Annotated in this window: 15 protein-coding genes, 2 tRNA genes and 1 pseudogene; 8 read left to right on the forward strand and 10 right to left on the reverse strand. The window is 67.4% G+C overall.

Annotated features, from left to right (window positions below):
* Positions 1–2 precede the first annotated feature (2 nt).
* A complete protein-coding gene (locus ACGFNJ_RS13195; RefSeq protein WP_393446815.1) occupies positions 3–1,238 on the reverse strand; it encodes an NAD(P)/FAD-dependent oxidoreductase in 1,236 nt (411 codons plus the stop codon).
* A gap of 181 nt (positions 1,239–1,419) precedes the next feature.
* Here ACGFNJ_RS13195 and ACGFNJ_RS13200 point away from each other — a divergent pair, with 181 nt between their 5' ends.
* A complete protein-coding gene (locus tag ACGFNJ_RS13200) occupies positions 1,420–2,067 on the forward strand; it encodes a DsbA family protein (protein ID WP_393446817.1) in 648 nt (215 codons plus the stop codon).
* Positions 2,068–2,114: 47 nt separating this feature from the next.
* Here ACGFNJ_RS13200 and ACGFNJ_RS13205 read toward each other — a convergent pair whose 3' ends face one another.
* The gene (locus ACGFNJ_RS13205) at positions 2,115–3,227 is read right to left on the reverse strand and encodes a M48 family metallopeptidase (protein ID WP_393446819.1); all 1,113 of its coding nucleotides are present in this window, start codon (positions 3,225–3,227) and stop codon (positions 2,115–2,117) included.
* 177 nt (positions 3,228–3,404) lie between these two features.
* On the opposite strand from ACGFNJ_RS13205, the gene ACGFNJ_RS13210 reads away from it, so the two are divergent.
* Positions 3,405–3,878, forward strand: a complete 474-nt coding sequence (locus ACGFNJ_RS13210; protein ID WP_393446821.1) for a ribose-5-phosphate isomerase — start codon at positions 3,405–3,407, stop codon at positions 3,876–3,878.
* Positions 3,879–3,894: 16 nt separating this feature from the next.
* Positions 3,895–4,707, forward strand: coding sequence for an Fpg/Nei family DNA glycosylase (locus ACGFNJ_RS13215; RefSeq protein WP_393446823.1), 813 nt, complete (start codon positions 3,895–3,897; stop codon positions 4,705–4,707).
* Positions 4,708–4,951: 244 nt separating this feature from the next.
* On the opposite strand, the gene ACGFNJ_RS13220 is transcribed toward ACGFNJ_RS13215, so the two are convergent.
* Complete coding sequence (locus ACGFNJ_RS13220) at positions 4,952–5,902, reverse strand: diguanylate cyclase domain-containing protein (protein WP_393446825.1); 951 nt, start codon at positions 5,900–5,902, stop codon at positions 4,952–4,954.
* Between the two features lie 903 nt (positions 5,903–6,805).
* Between ACGFNJ_RS13220 and ACGFNJ_RS13225 the strand changes: the two genes are divergently transcribed.
* Together ACGFNJ_RS13225 and ACGFNJ_RS13230 are read left to right on the forward strand one after the other, a co-directional pair.
* A tRNA-Gly gene (locus ACGFNJ_RS13225) sits at positions 6,806–6,879 on the forward strand.
* 45 nt (positions 6,880–6,924) lie between these two features.
* Positions 6,925–7,001 (forward strand) — tRNA-Pro (locus ACGFNJ_RS13230).
* A 146-nt stretch (positions 7,002–7,147) separates the two neighbouring features.
* Here ACGFNJ_RS13230 and ACGFNJ_RS13235 read toward each other — a convergent pair.
* The gene (locus ACGFNJ_RS13235) at positions 7,148–7,984 is read right to left on the reverse strand and encodes a phosphoribosylaminoimidazolesuccinocarboxamide synthase (protein ID WP_393446827.1); all 837 of its coding nucleotides are present in this window, start codon (positions 7,982–7,984) and stop codon (positions 7,148–7,150) included.
* A gap of 123 nt (positions 7,985–8,107) precedes the next feature.
* On the opposite strand from ACGFNJ_RS13235, the gene pepN reads away from it, so the two are divergent.
* Positions 8,108–10,687 (forward strand): aminopeptidase N, encoded by a 2,580-nt coding sequence (pepN, locus tag ACGFNJ_RS13240; protein WP_393446829.1) that lies wholly within the window; start codon positions 8,108–8,110, stop codon positions 10,685–10,687.
* A 299-nt stretch (positions 10,688–10,986) separates the two neighbouring features.
* Here the strand turns inward: pepN and ACGFNJ_RS13245 are convergent, their stop codons facing one another.
* The 5 genes from ACGFNJ_RS13245 to ACGFNJ_RS13265 all read right to left on the reverse strand — a co-directional run bounded on the left by ACGFNJ_RS13245 (position 10,987) and on the right by ACGFNJ_RS13265 (position 15,032).
* On the reverse strand, positions 10,987–11,790 hold the full coding sequence (locus ACGFNJ_RS13245) for an SDR family oxidoreductase (protein WP_393446831.1): 804 nt from the start codon (positions 11,788–11,790) through the stop codon (positions 10,987–10,989).
* Between the two features lie 195 nt (positions 11,791–11,985).
* Entirely contained in the window at positions 11,986–12,450 is a 465-nt protein-coding gene (locus ACGFNJ_RS13250; RefSeq protein ID WP_069166975.1) for a DUF5130 domain-containing protein, read from the reverse strand.
* Positions 12,437–12,712: a hypothetical protein gene (locus tag ACGFNJ_RS13255; RefSeq protein ID WP_393446833.1), complete on the reverse strand. Its 276-nt coding sequence runs from the start codon at positions 12,710–12,712 to the stop codon at positions 12,437–12,439. The genes ACGFNJ_RS13250 and ACGFNJ_RS13255 overlap by 14 nt, the downstream gene beginning before the upstream one ends.
* Positions 12,713–12,856: 144 nt before the next feature.
* Positions 12,857–14,458, reverse strand: a complete 1,602-nt coding sequence (locus ACGFNJ_RS13260) for a glycoside hydrolase family 13 protein (protein WP_393446835.1) — start codon at positions 14,456–14,458, stop codon at positions 12,857–12,859.
* Between the two features lie 133 nt (positions 14,459–14,591).
* Positions 14,592–15,032, reverse strand: a complete 441-nt coding sequence (locus ACGFNJ_RS13265; RefSeq protein ID WP_393446837.1) for a globin — start codon at positions 15,030–15,032, stop codon at positions 14,592–14,594.
* Between the two features lie 234 nt (positions 15,033–15,266).
* Between ACGFNJ_RS13265 and ACGFNJ_RS13270 the strand changes: the two genes are divergently transcribed.
* Positions 15,267–15,971, forward strand: coding sequence for an HNH endonuclease (locus ACGFNJ_RS13270; protein ID WP_393446839.1), 705 nt, complete (start codon positions 15,267–15,269; stop codon positions 15,969–15,971).
* An 87-nt stretch (positions 15,972–16,058) separates the two neighbouring features.
* On the opposite strand, the gene ACGFNJ_RS13275 is transcribed toward ACGFNJ_RS13270, so the two are convergent.
* Positions 16,059–16,628 carry a helix-turn-helix domain-containing protein gene (locus ACGFNJ_RS13275; RefSeq protein ID WP_393446841.1) on the reverse strand — a complete coding sequence of 190 codons (570 nt, stop codon included), beginning with the start codon at positions 16,626–16,628 and terminating at the stop codon, positions 16,059–16,061.
* A gap of 80 nt (positions 16,629–16,708) precedes the next feature.
* Here ACGFNJ_RS13275 and ACGFNJ_RS13280 point away from each other — a divergent pair.
* Positions 16,709–17,356 (forward strand): annotated as a pseudogene (locus tag ACGFNJ_RS13280) (AzlC family ABC transporter permease); the annotation flags it as partial.
* Between the last annotated feature and the right edge of the window lie 267 nt (positions 17,357–17,623).

Genomic DNA, 17,623 nt, shown 5'->3' on the forward strand with positions numbered 1-17,623 from the left:
CGTCACAGCGGAATCGACGTGTCGGCCAAGCGATCCGGATCGACCGGCTCTCCAGCCAGGATCAGCTCCTTGATCCGGTCGGTCACGTCCCACACGTTCACGTTCATGCCGGCAAGCACCCGGTTGTCCGCGTCGAGCCAGAACGCGACGAACTCGCGGCCCGCCACATCACCACGCGTCACCACGCGGTCGTACTCGCCGGGCGCCGCATAGCCGGTGTACTCCATGCCCAGGTCGTACTGGTCGGTGAAGAAGTAGGGCAGCCGGTCGTAACTGGCGTCCTTCCCGAGCATGGTCGCGGCCGCGACAGCAGGCTGGTTGAGCGCGTTCGCCCAGTGCTCCACCCGAATTCGGCGACCGAGCACCGGATGCTGTTGTTCCGCAATGTCACCGACGGCGACAATGTCCGGATCGCTCGTCCGTAGGTGCTCGTCGACGAGCACGCCGCCGTCGACGGCGAGCCCGGCGTCAGTGGCCAGGCCGATGTTCGGGCTGGCGCCGACCGCGACCAGCACCGCCTGCGCCTCGACGACGGTGCCGTCGCCGAGCTTCACCCCGGTGGCCAGCGCGGTCCCGATCCCGTCCTTCGTGGTGATCTCGGTGACCTGAGCGTCGAGCCGCAGATCGACGCCGTGCGCACGGTGCAGGTCGGCGAACACCTCACCCATTTCCGGCCCGAGCGCGCCGAGCAGCGGGTGCTTCGCGGTTTCGACGATGGTCACCTCCACGCCCGCGTTCCGCGCCGCCGAAGCCACCTCCAGGCCGATCCAGCCCGCTCCGATGATCACGATCCGCTGCGCCGCGCTGCTGAACAGCTCAACCAGGGTGTCGGAATCCTCGATGGTCCGCAGCGTGTACACGTTCGGCGCGTCGGCGCCGGGTATCGGCAGCGTGCGCGGCGTCGAACCGGTGGCGAGCGCGAGCTTGTCGTAGGAGATCGTGGAGCCGTCGGGCAGCGAGATGGTCTTCGCGGCCCGGTCGAGTCCCTCGACGGTCGTGCCGACCTGTACCTCGATGTGATGGTCCCGGTACCACTGGCGCGGTTCGACGGTGAATTCGGGGAGCTGCTTCTTGCCTGCCAGATGTTCCTTGGACAAGGGTGGGCGCTCGTACGGCAGCCACTCCTCCTTGCCGACCAGCGTCACCGTTCCGGGAAAGTCGTTGGCGCGCAATGCTTCCGCTAGCTTCGCTGCGGCGAGTCCGCCGCCGACGATAACGAAATGTTGATCCGAGCTCATGGCGGACTCCTTGTTCGAGAGGTAACCGGACTCCTGGTGGCCAACCCTACTGGGGCCGACGGCGGCATCTCCCGAAAACGCGTCCACCGGACGGGAACGAATCGGCGGCTCCCGTGGTTGCTCGGTAGAGCGGCGAAAAGTGCGCGCCGCCCACTGATCATGTCTTTCGAGAGGACCTACCGTGAGTGATGCCGGTTCCGCCAAAGATGTCGCCGATTTCTGGTTCGACCCACTGTGCCCCTGGTGTTGGATCACCTCCCGCTGGATCCTCGAAGTCGAGCAGGTCCGCGACATCGAGGCGCGCTTCCACGTGATGAGCCTGGCCGTGCTGAACGAGAACAGGGAAGGCCTGCCCCCGCAGTACAAGGAACTGCTCGCCAGCGGCTGGGGTCCGGTCCGGGTCGCCATCGCCGCCGCGCAACAGCACGGCGAGAAGGTGCTGTTGCCGCTCTACACCGCGATGGGCACCCGTATCCACAACCGCCGCGAGGAATACAAGCGCGACTCGCGCACGGAATCCCTCGCCGCGGTGATCGCCGATTCGCTCGCCGAGGTCGGCCTGCCCGCCGAGCTGGCAGCGGCTGCCGAAAGCACCGACTACGACGAGGCGCTGCGCAAGAGCCACCACGAGGGCATGGACAAGGTCGGCGACGACGTAGGCACGCCGACGATCCACATCAACGGCACCGCGTTCTTCGGCCCGGTGCTGTCCCGGATCCCGCGCGGCGAGCAGGCGGGCAAGCTGTGGGACGCCTCGGTCACGCTGGCCGACTATCCGCACTTCTTCGAGCTCAAGCGGACCCGCACCGAGGAACCGGAATTCGACTGAGTGCACGCAGGCATGCCGCGGGATCGCCCCCGCGGCATGCGGCCCGCTCAGAACTGAACGGGTTTGGGCGGTAGCGCGGGCGTCTGCCCGGCGGAGCTCGGATAACCGCCTGGCGCGGGCACTCCCGGTCCGACAGGCACTCCCGGTCCAGCGGGCACACCAGGTCCGGCGGGCGGACTGGGACGCAACCACAGCCTGCCGTGCGCGCTGCGGTCCCGCAGCGCCCACATCCGCCAGGTCAGCACCGGGTGCGAGGACATGGCGTTGACCACCCAGACGAAGAAGCCCTTCTCCTGCGCCGCCCGGTCGGCCATCTCGTCGAAACCGACGAGCCTGTTCATGTACTTCCCCGCGGCCAGCGTGCCCATCGCGGCGGGTGCGCCGACATGCCGATTGCAGAAGCCGTGATTGTCGGCGGTGTACTCCTGCGCGCGGATCAGCGAGGTGCCGATGATCGGCAGGAACGGCACCAGGAACATGCCGAGCTGCCGCCAGTACGAGGTGTGCCCCGCCGCGATGTGACCGACCTCGTGGCCGATGATGAACGCCAGCGCATCGGGTTCGCGTGCGGCGCCGCCGATCTCGAACAGATCGCTGTAGACCGCCACGAAGCGGCGGAACCCGTGCCCGCTGGCGAACGCGTTGATCTGACCGTTGCCGAGCACCACATACGCATCCGGCACCTTGGCCATGCCGAATCGAGCAGCCGCCTCCACCACCATCTGGTAGCCCTCCGGAAACTGCGTCGGCGACATCTTCACACCGTTGACCCGCTGCGTCGAATAGGTGATGCCACGGCCGAACCAGAGCACCACCGGCGCGGAGACCAGCAACAACACATACTGATCGAAGCTGCCGAAAGCCAAGAGCAGCACCGCGAACAGATACGCGACGGTGGTCAACATGACCACCACGACGAGCATCGGGATCTCCCAGTTGTGCCTGGCAGGCATCCCGAAGGGCGAAAGGCCGCGCGGCTGCTGCTGCGGCGGCACCGCAGGCGGGACGGGCGCGCCGGGATAGGCACCGTACGGCGCCTGCGGGTAGGGCGGCGGGAAGGACGCGGCGGACGCGTCCTGCGGCTGCGCCCACCCTGCCTGGGCAGTCGGATCGGCGTGCGGGCCCGACTGATGGGGCGGTTGGGGTTCGTGCGGCTGCATGAGATGAACTCTATTCAGATGCGAGTGAGGGGAGCGGCGCCACGGTGATGCGTCGGGATCCTGACGGTCCCGGACATGCCAGGCGTACTTCTCGATTCGCGGAAGCGGTCCCCGGCGTTAATGGGGTCGTATGCCCCTTCGTGCCTGGCCGGGAACCGGCCTGAGAGAATGCCTGCCATGCGCGTATACCTCGGTGCCGACCATGCCGGTTTCGAACTCAAGAACCACGTCAAGGATCATCTGGAAAAGGCGGGCCACGACGTGGTCGACTGCGGCGCGCTCGAATACGACGCGCTCGACGACTACCCGGCCTTCTGCATCGAGGCCGCCCGCCGCACCGTCGCCGACCCCGGCAGCCTCGGGCTGGTCTTCGGCGGCAGCGGCAACGGCGAGCAGATCGCCGCGAACAAGGTGCCCGGCGCCCGCTGCGCGCTGACCTGGAGCGTGGAGACCGCCAAGCTGGCGCGTCAGCACAACAACGCTCAGCTGGCAGGCATCGGCGGCCGCATGCACTCCACCGAGGAGGCGCTCGCCATCGTCGACGCGTTCGTCTCGACCCCGTGGTCGGAGGAGGCGCGGCACCAGCGGCGCATCGACATCCTGGCCGACTACGAGAAGTCCGGCGAGGCTCCGGCGGTTCCCGCGTACTGATCGCGCGTATCCGTCCGTGCCAGAAGGTCATACGCTGCACCGGCTCGCGAGGCTGCACCAGCAGCGCCTCGCGGGCGGTGTGGTGCGCGTGTCGAGCCCGCAGGGCAAGTTCGCCGCCGGTGCGGCGCGCGTCGACGGACACTTGCTGACGCGCGCCGAAGCATGGGGCAAACATCTACTGCACCACTACGACTCGGGTCTGGTCGTGCACGTGCATCTCGGTCTCTACGGCAAGTTCACCGAATCCGAGCTGCCGATGGGCGAACCGGTCGGCCAGGTCAGGATGCGCATGCTCGGGGCGCCGGACGGGCAACCCGGCTTCGGCACCGACCTGCGCGGGCCCACCGCCTGTGAAGTGCTGCTCGCACCAGAGGTTTCCGCGCTCACCGACCGGCTCGGTCCCGACCCGCTGCGCCGCGGCGCCGACCGCGACCGCGCATGGCAGCGCCTGCACCGCTCACGCAGGCCGATCGGTGCGCTGCTGATGGATCAGTCGGTGCTCGCGGGCGTCGGCAACGTGTACCGGGCGGAAGTGCTGTTCCGGCACCAGGTTTCGCCGTACCGCCTCGGCACCGGACTGTCCGCCGACGAATGGGACGCGATATGGGCGGATCTCGTCGCGCTGATGAAAGTCGGTGTGCGCGTCGGCAAGATGGTCGTGGTCCGCCCCGAAGACGACCACGGCGCACCCTCCTACGCCCCGGACCGCCCCCGCACCTACGTCTACCGACGCCAAGGCGAACCATGCCGCGTCTGCGGCACCCCCATCACCCACGCAGTCATGGACGCCCGAAACCTCTTCTGGTGCCCCACCTGCCAACCCGACTAGCCCCGCAGCCTCACCTAAGCCCGGCCTCACGATCGAGGGGGTACTGGTGCAGGCATCGCCCGAGAAGCCACCTGCACCAGTACCCCCTCGATCAGAAACATCGCCCGTGGGCGCTCGGCATGCAGCGGCACCGTCAGCTGCACTGGAACACCGCCTGCCGACGTCTAACCGTCGGCCCGACTCGTGCCGTCGCTCAACGTGACTCGTCGGTGAGCCGCTCAGCGCGGTGTCTGTCGACGCTTCCTCAGCCTGCGACGGCCGTGTCGATTTCCGGTTCGTCGGCGAGGGCGAAGCGTCGGCCGCCTGCTGTCTTCGCGGAGTACATTGCGCGGTCGGCGCGGCGAAGCAGGTCGCTGAAGTCGCAGGAGCTGCCGGGTGGGCAGTAGGCGGTACCGACGCTCGCGGAGACCGGCACCGGGCCCGCCGTCGACCAGACCGGGTCGCGCAGTGCGGAAACGATGCGGTGCGCGAGGTCGCCGACCGTGTTGTGCGGCGGGTTGACGGCAAGCACGAATTCGTCTCCGCCGTAACGACAGATGACGGTGTCGGGCGGGCACACCTCACGCAGCCGGTTGGCCAGCTCGACGAGCACCTCGTCGCCGATCGCATGCCCGTAGCCGTCGTTGATCTGCTTGAACCGGTCCAAGTCGATCAGCAGCAGGCCGACGCCGCGGTTCGGGTCGGTGGACATCAACCGCACCCGGTCCTGCAGCAGCGTCCGGTTGGCGAGGTCGGTGAGCGCGTCGTGGGTGGCCTCGTGCCGCAGCCGATGCTGCAGCGCGGCGATCTCCTGCACGCGCAACGACACCTTGGCCGAAAGGTTCTGCTCCTGCTGTGCCAGCGCGCGCTCCTGCAGCGCCTGCGCATAGCTGTCGATGGCTTGGCTGGCGACGAACGGCCAGCGCGTGGCGACGAGCGAACCGGGCGCGCCGGAGGGGAAGCCGAGCAGCCAGCGAGTGGCCTGCGCGAGCATCCGGATCCGGTCGAACGGCGCCTCGGCGAGCCGAGCCCCGAGTCCGCGTGCCTCCGGCACCGGGAAGGGCTCGGACCTGGCTAGCGTGAGTAGGCGCTCGACGATCTCGATCAGTACCGGTTCCAGCTGTTGTGGCGACGCGCCGGAACCCGGCTCGGCGCACACCGCCCGGGCCCAGGCGCGGGCCATCGCGGCGACGGGGGGCTCGATATCGACCGACATCGAACTCACCCGGCGCCGGTGACGTCGGTACCCAGAAGCCCTGTGCTGGCACAGGTGCCGTCGTCACCCCGATCGTTCGCACTGCTACGCGGTTCTGTCCACCTGGCTCGGCGCACGCTCACCGCCCCCTTTCCAGATACCCCCGTCCGGCAAAAAGGATCCTAGCAAGCCACCCGGCATCGAAAAACGCTGTTTTACAACGTGTTCTCGATCCCTCGCGAATGGCGATCGGGTATGTGATCGCTGGAATCGCACTGGCGTTACACAGGAATTTTGTTCGCTGAGAAGTCGCGCGCTGACGCGCTGACGACGCGCTACTGGTGCGCGCCAAGCGGGTCCCCGCGACCACCAGCGACACGTCGACGCCGTGGGGCCGCGCGCTTGGTCCAGCGGACCGCGAACCATGGCGTCGCATCCAGGTAGCCGTGTGATTTGCCGAGGATGCGCGAGGCTTCGGCCCGATCGGGAACTGGTGACGGATTTCTCGTCCCGCAGCACACCCGGCGGTCGGAAAGACAGGACAAATTCCTGTTACGGCGGCGAGTTGCGTTGTCGACACAGGCATCCTCTCCGCGACCGCTCGGGCGTGACTGGTGGCCACCCCGTGGGCCACGGCTCCCCCCGACAGGAGTCGTCACGCGTCCCATATGCTCCCCGCTTCCGTGCCGACACGCCCGAGTTTCCAGGAATAGAACCCTTTTAATTTCATTTAGTTCTGGTTCACCCGCCGTAGGCCCGACTGGGCCGATGACGTGCAAGACCGCAGGCGCTGCGTTGCCCGGACGCCAACAACCGTGCCAACGCGGCCGGGCCGAGCGGGGGCTGATTGGCATTTCTGAAGCAGGGTTCGGTACAGTCTGAACGCACACGACATCGTGGCGATCCCATCGATGTCGTATGCCTGCCGGTGTAGTTCAATGGTAGAACTTCTGCCTTCCAAGCAGATAGCGCGGGTTCGATTCCCGTCACCGGCTCCACACAGAATTCAGCCTCGACGGCGGCCACCGCCGCCGCGAGGGACACGGGGTGTAGCGCAGCTTGGTAGCGCATCCGCTTTGGGAGCGGAGGGTCGCAGGTTCAAATCCTGTCACCCCGACCATATTTCACGCCTTCCGGTGCAGGTCAGAGACTTGCACCGGATTCGGCGGTTCGTGGCCGATCGCCAGCGGCGGCCTGATTCGACCGCTGTCGTCCGGTACTTGGTGCACATAAGGTGCCCGCGGCCGCAGGCACCACCGACCCGCGCTACGCCGAAACGCCGGACCAGGTGCGGCCGGTGATGAGTTCGTAGGCCTCCTGGTACTTCTGGCGGGTGGCCTCGACGATGTCTGCGGGGATTTCCGGGCCAGGGTACTCCTTGTTCCAGCCGGTGGAGGTGGCCCAGTCGCGGACGAACTGCTTGTCGAAAGAGCGTTGCGAGCGCCCCGGTTCCCATTCGGCGGCAGGCCAGAAACGGGACGAATCGGAGGTGAGGACCTCGTCGCCGAGGGTGAGAACGTCACCGTCCCAGCCGAACTCGACCTTGGTATCGGCGACGATGACGCCACGCTCGGCGGCATGCGCGGCACCACGGGAGTAGATGTGCAGAGTCAGGTCGCGCAGCTGCTCGGCGACCTCGCGACCCTCCTGGTTCACCACGTCCTCGAAGGTGATGGACTCGTCGTGCCCCTCGGACGCCTTGGTGGTCGGCGTGAAGATCGGCTCGGGCAGCTTGTCGCCCTCGCGCAGACCGGGCGGCAGCGCAACCCCGGACACCGAGCCGAGCTGCTGGTACTCCTTCAGCCCCGAGCCGACCAGGTAGCCGCGGGCGATGCACTCGACCTGCACCATCTTCAACGGCTTGACCCGGATCGCGCGGCCCGCGAACTCGGCGGGCACATCGGTGGCCGAGACCACATGGTTGGGCACATCGGTGAAGAAGTCGAACCACCAGTTCGACAGCTGAGTCAGCAGCGCGCCCTTGTCCGGGATCGGCGTCGGAAGCACCACGTCGTACACCGAGACCCGGTCGGACGCGACGAGCAGCAGCGTTTCGCCGTCCTCGTAGAGGTCACGCACCTTGCCCGCGTGCACATGCTTCACTCCACAGCTCCATCCGGTTCGAGTCGATAGGGTTCTAGGGGAAAAACTCCCGCGCGGGCCACCTTACCGAGGTGGCATCGTGGGGAACGCCCGAGCTTAGTTCTTCGAACCCGAAGGAGCCTCATGCCTGCCCCGAACCTGACTCGCGACCAAGCGGTCCAGCGCGCGTCGACAGTGTCGGTCGAGAATTACCGCATCGACCTGGATCTGACCGACGGCGCGGGCAAACCGGGCGAGCAGACGTTCTTCTCCCGCAGCACGGTCACCTTCACCGCGACCGCGGGCGCGGACACCTTCATCGACATCGTGGCCCGCAGCATCCGCTCGGCGGTGCTCAACGGCACCGCGATCGACGTCTCCGGCTACGACGAGTCGACCGGCATCGCGTTGACCGGGCTTGCCGAAACCAACGAGCTGGTCGTCGAGGCCGACTGCGAGTACTCGCACACCGGCGAGGGCCTGCACCGCTTCGTCGACCCCACCGACCAGGCCGTCTACCTGTACTCGCAGTTCGAAACCGCCGATGCCAAGCGGATGTTCGCCTGCTTCGACCAGCCGGACCTGAAGGCCACCTTCGACGTCACCGTCACCGCGCCCACCGACTGGCAGGTCATCTCCAACAGCGCCGTGGTGGAAACCCTTGCCACGGAACCGGGTAAGCACGTCTTCCGCACCACCCCGAAGATGAGCACCTATCTGGTCGCGCTCATCGCGGGCCCGTATGCGCAGTGGGCCGACGTCTACACCGACGAACACGGCAGCATCCCGCTCGGCATCTACTGCCGCGCCTCGCTGGCCGAGCACATGGACCAGGAGCGCCTGTTCACCGAGACCAAGCAGGGATTCGGCTTCTACCACAAGAACTTCGGCGTGCCGTACGCGTTCGGCAAGTACGACCAGCTGTTCGTGCCGGAGTTCAACGCGGGCGCGATGGAGAACGCAGGCGCGGTGACCTACCTGGAGGACTACGTCTTCCGCTCCAAGGTCACCCGCGCGTCCTACGAGCGCCGCGCCGAGACCGTGCTGCACGAGATGGCGCACATGTGGTTCGGCGACCTGGTCACCATGAAGTGGTGGGACGACCTGTGGTTGAACGAGTCGTTCGCGACCTTCGCCTCGGTGCTGTGCCAGTCCGAGGCCACCGAATACACCGGGGCATGGACCACTTTCGCGAACGTGGAGAAGTCCTGGGCGTACGTGCAGGACCAGCTGCCTTCCACCCACCCGATCGCCGCGGACATTCCGGACCTGGCCGCGGTCGAGGTCAACTTCGACGGCATCACCTACGCCAAGGGCGCGAGCGTGCTCAAGCAGCTCGTCGCCTACGTGGGCCTGGATCCGTTCCTGGCTGGGTTGCGCGCCTACTTCGCCGACCACGCCTACGCCAACGCGACCTTCGACGACCTGCTCGCCGCGCTCGAGAAGTCCTCCGGCCGTGACCTTTCCGAGTGGGGCGCGCAGTGGCTCAAGACCACCGGTCTCAACACGCTGCGCCCGGATTTCCAGGTCGACGCCGAGGGCAAGTTCACCTCGTTCGCCGTCCTGCAGAGCGGCGCCGAGCCCGGCGCTGGCGAGCGGCGCGTGCACCGGCTCGCGATCGGCGTCTACGACGATCAGGACGGAAAGCTGGTGCGCACCAAGCGCGTCGAGCTCGATCTGGACGCGACCGAGCGCACCGAGGTTCCGGAGCTGGTCGGCGTGCCGAGCGGGCAGTTCGTGCTGGTCAACGACGACGACCTGACCTACTGCTCGGTGCGGCTCGACGCGGACTCGCTCGACGTGCTGATCAACCGGATCGGCGATATCGCCGAATCGCTGCCACGCACCCTCGCCTGGTCGGCGGCGTGGGAAATGACCAGGCAGGCCGAGTTCCGGGCCCGCGACTACCTCGCACTCGTCCAGCGCGGCATCGGCGCCGAGTCGGAAATCGGTGTGGTGCAACGGCTCCTGATGCAGGCCAACCTCGCGCTCAAGAGCTACGCCGACCCGGCGTGGGCGGAGAGCACCGGCTGGGCCGCCTACACCGAGCGGGTGCTCGAGCTCGCCCGCGCCGCCGAGGCGGGCTCGGATCACCAGCTGGCGTTCGTCAACGCGCTCACGGCCGCCAAGCTGTCCCCCGCCGTCGTCGACGTGCTGTCCGCGCTGCTCGACGGCGACCCGGCCGAGGTCGGCCTCGCCGGACTGGTGATCGACACCGATCTGCGCTGGCGGCTCGTGATCGCGCTGGCCGCGGCGGGCCGGATCGACGCCGACGGCCTTGAAACCCCGTTCATCGACGCGGTGCTGGCCAAGGACCCGACCGCGGCGGGCAAGCGGCACGCGCAGACGGCCGCGACCGCACGCCCCAACGCCGCGGCGAAGGAGCAGGCCTGGACGAAGGTGATGGACGACGACTCCATCCCCAACATCACCGCCCGCTCGATCGTCACGGGCTTCGCGCCCGCCGGACAGAGCGCACTGCTCGCCCCATACGTCGACCGGTACTTCGCGGAGGTCCCCGGTGTGTGGGAGCGGCGCTCCAGCGAGGTCGCGCAGACCGTGGTCGTCGGGCTCTACCCGGCGTGGGCGGTCACCGAGGACGCCGTCGCCGTCGCCGACAAGTTCCTCGCCGGTGACCACCCACCGGCCTTGCGCCGCTTGGTCGTCGAGGGCAAGGCGGGAGTGGAGCGTGCACTGCGCGCCCGCGCCTTCGACGTCTCGTAGGCAGCGCAGTCGGCAGGATCCCGCCGACTGATAGCTCAAACAAGCACCGAGCCGGACCACCGGCTCGGTGCTTGTCGTTTCAGCGGCACACCCACCAAGCTGCGCGGGCCCGGCAATGCCACCAGCGGGCCGTCCCGACCGGCTTCCCCAAATCCGCACCCGTTCTGTGGATTCGAACTGCCCCCAGCAGCCCGGAACGAGTGCGGACAGTGCGGATCCACAGAGGCTCGGCGCTGTTCACAGAGGGTGCACGCTCTGTGAACCGTGGGCAGGGTTTGTGGAACCTCGAGCCTGGGCGGTCAGCGGAACGAGTCGGCGTTGGCAACGACCCACTGGGCGAAGGTGGTGGCGGGGGCGCCGGTGAGGTCGGCGATCACTGTGTTCGCCTGCTGCGGGTGGTCGACCATCATCGCGAGGCCCTCGACATACCATTCGGCAAACTCGCCCATGATCGGCGTCAGCTGCTGAATCGCCTCGGCGCGTGCGACTTTCACCATGGTGAGCGTCCGGCCGATCGCCGCGCCGATCTGATTGATCTTGTCGGCTCTGGTCAGGGTTTCCGGTCCGGTGAGTTCGTAAGTCTGCCCGGCGTGGCCGTCGGACAGCAGGACCGCTGCCGCGACGCGGGCGATGTCGTCCATCGTGATCGGCGCGTTCGCGGCTTCGGGGTAGGCGTCGGGCACCTGGTCGCCCGCCCGGATCTGCTCGGCGAACATGGTGGCGTTCTCGGTGAACTCCCCGGTGTAGAGGTGAGTCCAGTCGACCCCGGACTTCTCGACCGCCTGCGCGATCGGCTGCCATTCGGTGTGTTCATTACCGGAGAGGTCGACAATGTGTTGGATGCCTGCGGCTTTCGCCAATGCGACGACCTCATCGACCGTTTCCAGAACCGGGGCGAGGTACATCCGGTCCACCCCTTCGAAGGCGGCGGGCAACGACGACACTCGACGGAGGTAGCCCTCGGCGATCTCGACTCCGGCGGGCAGCGCGGCCCGGGCCGGATGGTTGGTCAGTGCCCTGACATCGTCGGCGCCTGCCGCGATCAGATGGTCGACGACCTTGCGGCCGATGTTTCCGGTGGCTGCCGTGACAAGAATCTTCATGCTTCCACGGTGCTCGGGGTGCGCGACGGGGAACAAACCCCAAATGTGGTGCTAGCCAACCCAAAAAATTTCGCGTCTGCGGTGGTCTGTCGCCGCACAGCAGGCCCGAAAACGCCAGCGGCGCGCTCACCCGAGATGGGTGAGCGCGCCGGAAGCATGCTCTCGACTCCGCCGAACCGGCGGTAGGTCAGAGGGTCAGCGGCCGATGGCGGCGGCCATTACACGAACGGCGGAGACCAGTCCGTCGATCAGCTGGCCCTGCCGGAACGAGCTGAGCGCGGCGGTGACGCCGAGCTGGCAGACGCGGTCGTTCGCGCGGTCGGCGACGTCGTGGCCGGAGCGGACCTCGATCGCCTTGTCGTTGGGCGAGACGGCGATCAGCACCGAGCGGGCCGCCTCCGGCGTGGACGGGAAGATCGCGTCCGCGCCCGCGGCCGGATCCGCACCGAGATCGCCGATGTAGACGTTGAACCGCACCTTGGTCGCGCGGGTCGCCTCGGTGAGCACGTTGTCCATCGCCAGCCGCTCGTCATCGCTGAACGGGGCTTCCTTGAACACGTCGCCCGCCTCGTGCACGCCGGAGACGCGCCCGCTGGTGGTGACGACGTACCCGTGCGGCAGGTCGGCCTCGACCACCGCTGGCCAATTAGAACTTGCCACTTGCCCGGCCTCCGATCAGCTCCGCCTGGTTGGCTTCGATCGCCGCATGATGTCCATGCGACGCAGCCTCGTGATGACCGGTCGAGGTCACCTCGTCGGTCGCACTCCACAGCACCGGGGCCGACGTCCACTGCTGACCTAGGTCGAAGTGGGCCGGCTTGTCACCAGCGTATGGCTTACCGAGATACGACAATCCAGCGATCGCGCCGTAGATCACCAGCGGGATGCCGAGGAAGACCAGCACTGTCTCGAGAATGCTCACGGTCCAACGGTAGACGATGCCGTGTAGTAGTTCGCCTTCTGGTTCGAGTGCATGCCCGTGTCGGGGTCGAATTGGCGGCATTCACCGGCCCTACGTGGTCACGCAAGCCGCCTCCTCCGGGCCCTGACGCGCACGCCGCAGGTTTCAGACCAGCCAGGCGGCCGTGTTCGGCGGCAGCTGACCGCCCTCCAGTGGCGCGCTCGCCAGCAGCACATCACCGGGCGGCAGCTGGGTCGGCGTCGCCGACGCGTTCAGCACACAGACCAGTCCGCCCTTCCTGCGGAAGGCGAGACAGCCGGGCGGGCTGCCGTACCACTCGATGAAGTCGCCCGCGAATTCCGGTCGGATACGGCGCAATTCGATGGCCATCCGATACAGCGAAAGGGTGGAGCCGAGCTCCTCGAGCTGGGTCTCCACCGTCAAGCCCGCCCAGTCGGCGGGCATCGGTAGCCAGGGCTGCCCGGTGGTGAACCCGAACGGCGGCTTGGTGCCCTCCCACGGGATCGGCACACGACAACCGTCGCGTCCGCGCTCGGTGTGCCCGGACCGCTCCCAGGCCGGGTCCTGCAGCACCTCGTCGGGCAGGTCGTCCACGTTCGGCAGGCCGAGTTCGGCGCCGTTGTAGATGAACACCGAGCCGGGCAGGCCGAGCTCGAGCAGCAGCATCGCGCGGGCCCGCGCCACCCCTGCTGGACCGTTGCCGTAGCGGGTGACCTCGCGCTTGATGTCGTGATTGGACAACGTCCAGGTTGGCGTCGCGGACACCGGTCCGACCGCGGCCAGCGAATTGTCGATCGCGTCACGGATGGCGTCGGCGTCGAACTCGGTCTCGGCCAGCCGGAAGTTGAAGGCGAGGTGGAGTTCGTCGGGGCGGACGTACTCGCTGAACCGGACGTTGTCGTTGACCCACACCTCGCCGACCGTGATCGCCTCCGGGTAGTCGTCGAGCACCTTGCGGATGCGGCGGTGGATCTCGTGCACGCCCGGCTGGTTGAACCGCAGATCGTCGTCGTCGTTGACCAGCAGCGCGGACTTGACCTCCGCCATGTCGGGCAGGCCTTCCGGCTTCGCCATGCCGTGCGCGACGTCGATCCGGAATCCGTCGACACCGCGATCGAGCCAGAACCGCAGTGTCTTCTCGAAATCCGCGGCGACCTCGGGGTTTTCCCAGTTCAGGTCGGGCTGCTCCGGCGCGAAAATGTGCAGATACCACTGGCCTGGCGTGCCGTCGGGTTCGGTGACCCTGGTCCAGGCCGGGCCGCCGAAGATGCTCGGCCAGTTGTTCGGGGGCTCGGCGCCGTCGGGTCCGCGTCCGTCGCGGAAGTAGTAGCGGGCGCGTTCCGGGCTGCCGGGGCCCGCGTCGCGGGCGGCGAGGAACCAGGGATGTTCGCTGCTGGTGTGGTTCGGCACCAGGTCCATCGTGATCTTGAGGTGGCGGAAGTGCGCCTCGGCGATGAGTTCGTCCATCGCGACGAGCCCGCCGAACAGCGGGTCGATATCGCGAGGATCAGCGACGTCGTAGCCACCGTCGGCCATCGGTGAACGCATCACCGGGCAGATCCACAGTGCGTCGACGCCGAGCAGCTCAAGATAGCCGAGCTTGTCGCGGACTCCGCCGAGGTCACCGACCCCGTCGCCGCCGGAATCCGCGAAGGATCTCGGATAAACCTGGTAGAACACGGCCGATCGCCACCATGGTTGCGTGGTGGGATCCACCGGCGCCCGTACGGCTGGTGCATCAGTCACACCAGTAATAGTGCCAAAGTCTTGCGGCAAAAACCCTAACGAGGAGCAGCATTCTCGACTTCGGGCAAATCGCCAGCTTCCGGCAATGGGCGCGAAAACCCTCGGCCCGTGGCGGCTCTCGACCCAAACGCCCTTACCAGGGCGCGTTCATCAGCGAATTCGCCGCCATCTCCAGATAATCGAGCAGCGCCTTGCGATGTTCGTCATCGAGCACGTCGGGCTCGATCTCGGCAACGGCGATGTGCATGCAGCGCAGCCAGGCGTCGCGTTCCAGCGGACCGATGGTGAACGGGTTGTGCCGCATCCGCAGCCGCGGATGGCCACGCTCGTCGGAGTAGGTGCGCGGTCCGCCCCAGTACTGCTCGAGGAACATGCGCAGCCTGCGTTCGGCCGGGCCGAGGTCTTCCTCCGGGTAGAGCGGGCGCAACACCTCGTCGGTGGCCACCTCGCGGTAGAACGACGCGACGATCCGCCGGAACGTGTCGGCGCCACCGACCGCGTCGTAGAACGACGCAGCGGTCTGCTCGCCTTGCTGTCCTGCCGCCGCCGCTGCTGTCTGCTCGCCCGAAGTCATAGACCCTCTCGATTCGCTGGGATACCGCCACCCCATATTGTGCCCGCACCCCTCAAACCCCGCCCACAGCGCGGTATCCAACGGCCGGAAATCGCGACCCGGCGGCTCTTCAGCCACAGTTAACCGGACATTGTTGAAAATCACCGTGCAATAGCCGTCGTTCCATGGTCAACTGGGTGGCAATCTCTGCCGAGCTAACAGCATGATCCTGCCAATCATGAAATTGAGGTCCAGATGAAGCAGCGGCACAGCGCCAGGTCACACGAGGCGCGGGCACATCGACAACTCCAGCCCGCCGACGTCCACAATCGTGGGTCGGGGGCTACTCCGCTGCATGTCTTGTCCGATCATTATCCGGGCGCGCATCACGGTCATCCAGACCATGCGCACCGCTCCGCACCGCCGCCCAGCGAGACTCCGAGCTGGTTGAAGCGCCGGGTGCTGCTTCTGAACGCCACCTACGAGCCGCTCACCGCCCTGTCCGCGCGCCGCGCGATCGTCCTGCTCATCTGCGACAAGGCCGACACCGTTCATCACGACGCCGACGGCCCGGTTGTCCATTCCGCCGAAGCCGCCGTCACCATTCCCTCGGTGATCCGCCTGCGCAGCTACGTCCATGTTCCGTACCGGGCCCGCGTCCCGATGACCCGCGCCGCCCTCATGCATCGCGACCGCTATCGCTGCGGATATTGCGGTGGCAAGGCGGAAACCATCGACCACGTCATCCCGCGTAGCCGCGGGGGCGAACACTCCTGGGAGAACTGCGTCGCCAGTTGTGCGCCGTGTAATCACCGCAAGGCCGACAAGTTGCTGAGCGAACTCGGGTGGACGCTGCGCTCACCGCTGGTCTCCCCCAAGGGTCCGCACTGGCGACTGCTGTCCACCACCGCCGATCTGGATCCCCTGTGGTTGCAGTACCTCGGCGAAGGCGCCGCCTGACCCGGGCTCACTTCATGATCAGGGGGCACTGGTGGCGGGAGCCACTCGCGAAACGCCGCCACCAGAGCCTCCTGATCATGAACGCGCTCAGGTGTATTCGACGATGAGCGTGGCGGTGGTTCCTGGTTCGAGTGCCTCGAAGACGTGCGGTAGGTCGGAGGGGTAGGCGAGGTAGTCGCCGGGGCCTAGTTCGACGGGTGCGTCGGTGAGGCCGGTCAGGGCGCGGCCGGTGGCCATGAGGACGTGCTCCACCGAGCCTGGGATGTGTGGGTCGGATTTGCGGGCGTGGCCCGGCTCTGCGGTGATTCGGAAGATGTCGCGCCTGGCGTTCGGTGGGCTCGCTGCGAGCAGCGTCGCGCGATAGTTGGCGTGCTCGGCCACGACCACCGGGCCGTCACCCGCGCGGATCACTTGCACGCTCGGGCGTGGCGGGTCGAGCAGCCGGGACAGCGGCATGTCGAGCGCGACACACAAGGCCCACAGCGTTTCCAGGCTCGGATTGCCGGTGCCCGATTCCAGTTGGGAGAGTGTGGATTTCGCGACGCCTGCGCGGCTCGCGACCTCGGTGAGCGACAGTCCGGCGCGGGTGCGTTCGCGGCGCAGCGAGGCGGCGATCACCGCCTGCGGTGCCGCTCCGGTCGAGTCGTCGCGCGCCATGCCTGCTCCCGTCGAGTGATGTAGACCGCACCCAGCGAACCATATTGACGAACCGACCAACAATGTTCACTATAAACGTCATGCGTTCGATATGGCGAACACTCGGGCGGGACACCGCCTCCGGCATCGCGGCGGTCTGCCTTGCCGTCGCGCTGATCGGGGTGTCCTACGGGGCGACCGCCGTCAGCTCGGGTCTGCCCATGTGGCTGCCCATGGTGCTCGGCGTCGTGGTGCTCGCAGGTGGCGCGGAGTTCCTGTTCATCGGAATCATCGCCGCGGGCGGGAGTCCGATCGCGGCCGTGCTGGCCGGGCTCGTGGTCAACGCCAGGCATCTGCCCTACGGACTTTCGGTGCCCGACATGGTCGGCACCGGATGGCGGCGCTGGCTCGGCGTGCACCTGATGAACGACGAGTCGGTGGCGATGTCACTCGCCCAACCCGACATCGCCCGCAAGCGAGCCGCCTACTGGGCCACCGGATTCGGCGTGTTGATCGCCTGGCCGGGCGGCGCCGCCATCGGGGCACTGGTCGGCACCCTGGTGCCGGACACCTCGGTGATCGGGCTCGACGCGGTGTTTCCTGCGGTGCTGCTCTCGTTGGTCATTCCCGCGCTGAGCGACCAGGCAACCCTGCGCGCGGTTCTCGTCGGTGCGGCCATCGCGATCGCCACTGCTCCGTTCCTCCCCGCCGGAATGCCGGTGCTGGTTGCGCTTTTGGGGCTACTGGCCGTCGGGCGCGGGTCTAGTGAAGACAAGACCGCAGAAGAGCAGGCAGGTCATGCAGACGTGCCGCGTGGAGCCACAGTGTCCCTACCATCGGCAGATCGCGCGGGCACACCGCTGAGAGCCGTCGTGCCTGTGCCGTCAGCAGACCGCACGGCGGTACCACTGGAAACCGTTGTGCCAGTGCCACCAAGAAGAACCGCGTCCACGCCGGACGCACGCCGGGGAGTCGACGCGCCCGTGCCACAGAAATGGGCTGCACCCATGTCGTCG

It is taken from the genome of Nocardia sp. NPDC049149, from assembly GCF_043197455.1.
In the GTDB taxonomy this organism is placed as follows: domain Bacteria; phylum Actinomycetota; class Actinomycetes; order Mycobacteriales; family Mycobacteriaceae; genus Nocardia.

Coding starts and splice junctions, on each gene's coding strand:
- ACGFNJ_RS13245 (WP_393446831.1), bottom strand. CDS start 11,790: ATGAAGATTCTTGTCACGGCAGCCACCGGAAACATCGGCCGCAAGGTC.
- ACGFNJ_RS13220 (WP_393446825.1), bottom strand. CDS start 5,902: ATGTCGGTCGATATCGAGCCCCCCGTCGCCGCGATGGCCCGCGCCTGG.
- ACGFNJ_RS13275 (WP_393446841.1), bottom strand. CDS start 16,628: ATGGCGCGCGACGACTCGACCGGAGCGGCACCGCAGGCGGTGATCGCC.
- ACGFNJ_RS13205 (WP_393446819.1), bottom strand. CDS start 3,227: ATGCAGCCGCACGAACCCCAACCGCCCCATCAGTCGGGCCCGCACGCC.
- ACGFNJ_RS13210 (WP_393446821.1), top strand. CDS start 3,405: ATGCGCGTATACCTCGGTGCCGACCATGCCGGTTTCGAACTCAAGAAC.
- ACGFNJ_RS13195 (WP_393446815.1), bottom strand. CDS start 1,238: ATGAGCTCGGATCAACATTTCGTTATCGTCGGCGGCGGACTCGCCGCA.
- ACGFNJ_RS13270 (WP_393446839.1), top strand. CDS start 15,267: ATGAAGCAGCGGCACAGCGCCAGGTCACACGAGGCGCGGGCACATCGA.
- pepN (WP_393446829.1), top strand. CDS start 8,108: ATGCCTGCCCCGAACCTGACTCGCGACCAAGCGGTCCAGCGCGCGTCG.
- ACGFNJ_RS13265 (WP_393446837.1), bottom strand. CDS start 15,032: ATGACTTCGGGCGAGCAGACAGCAGCGGCGGCGGCAGGACAGCAAGGC.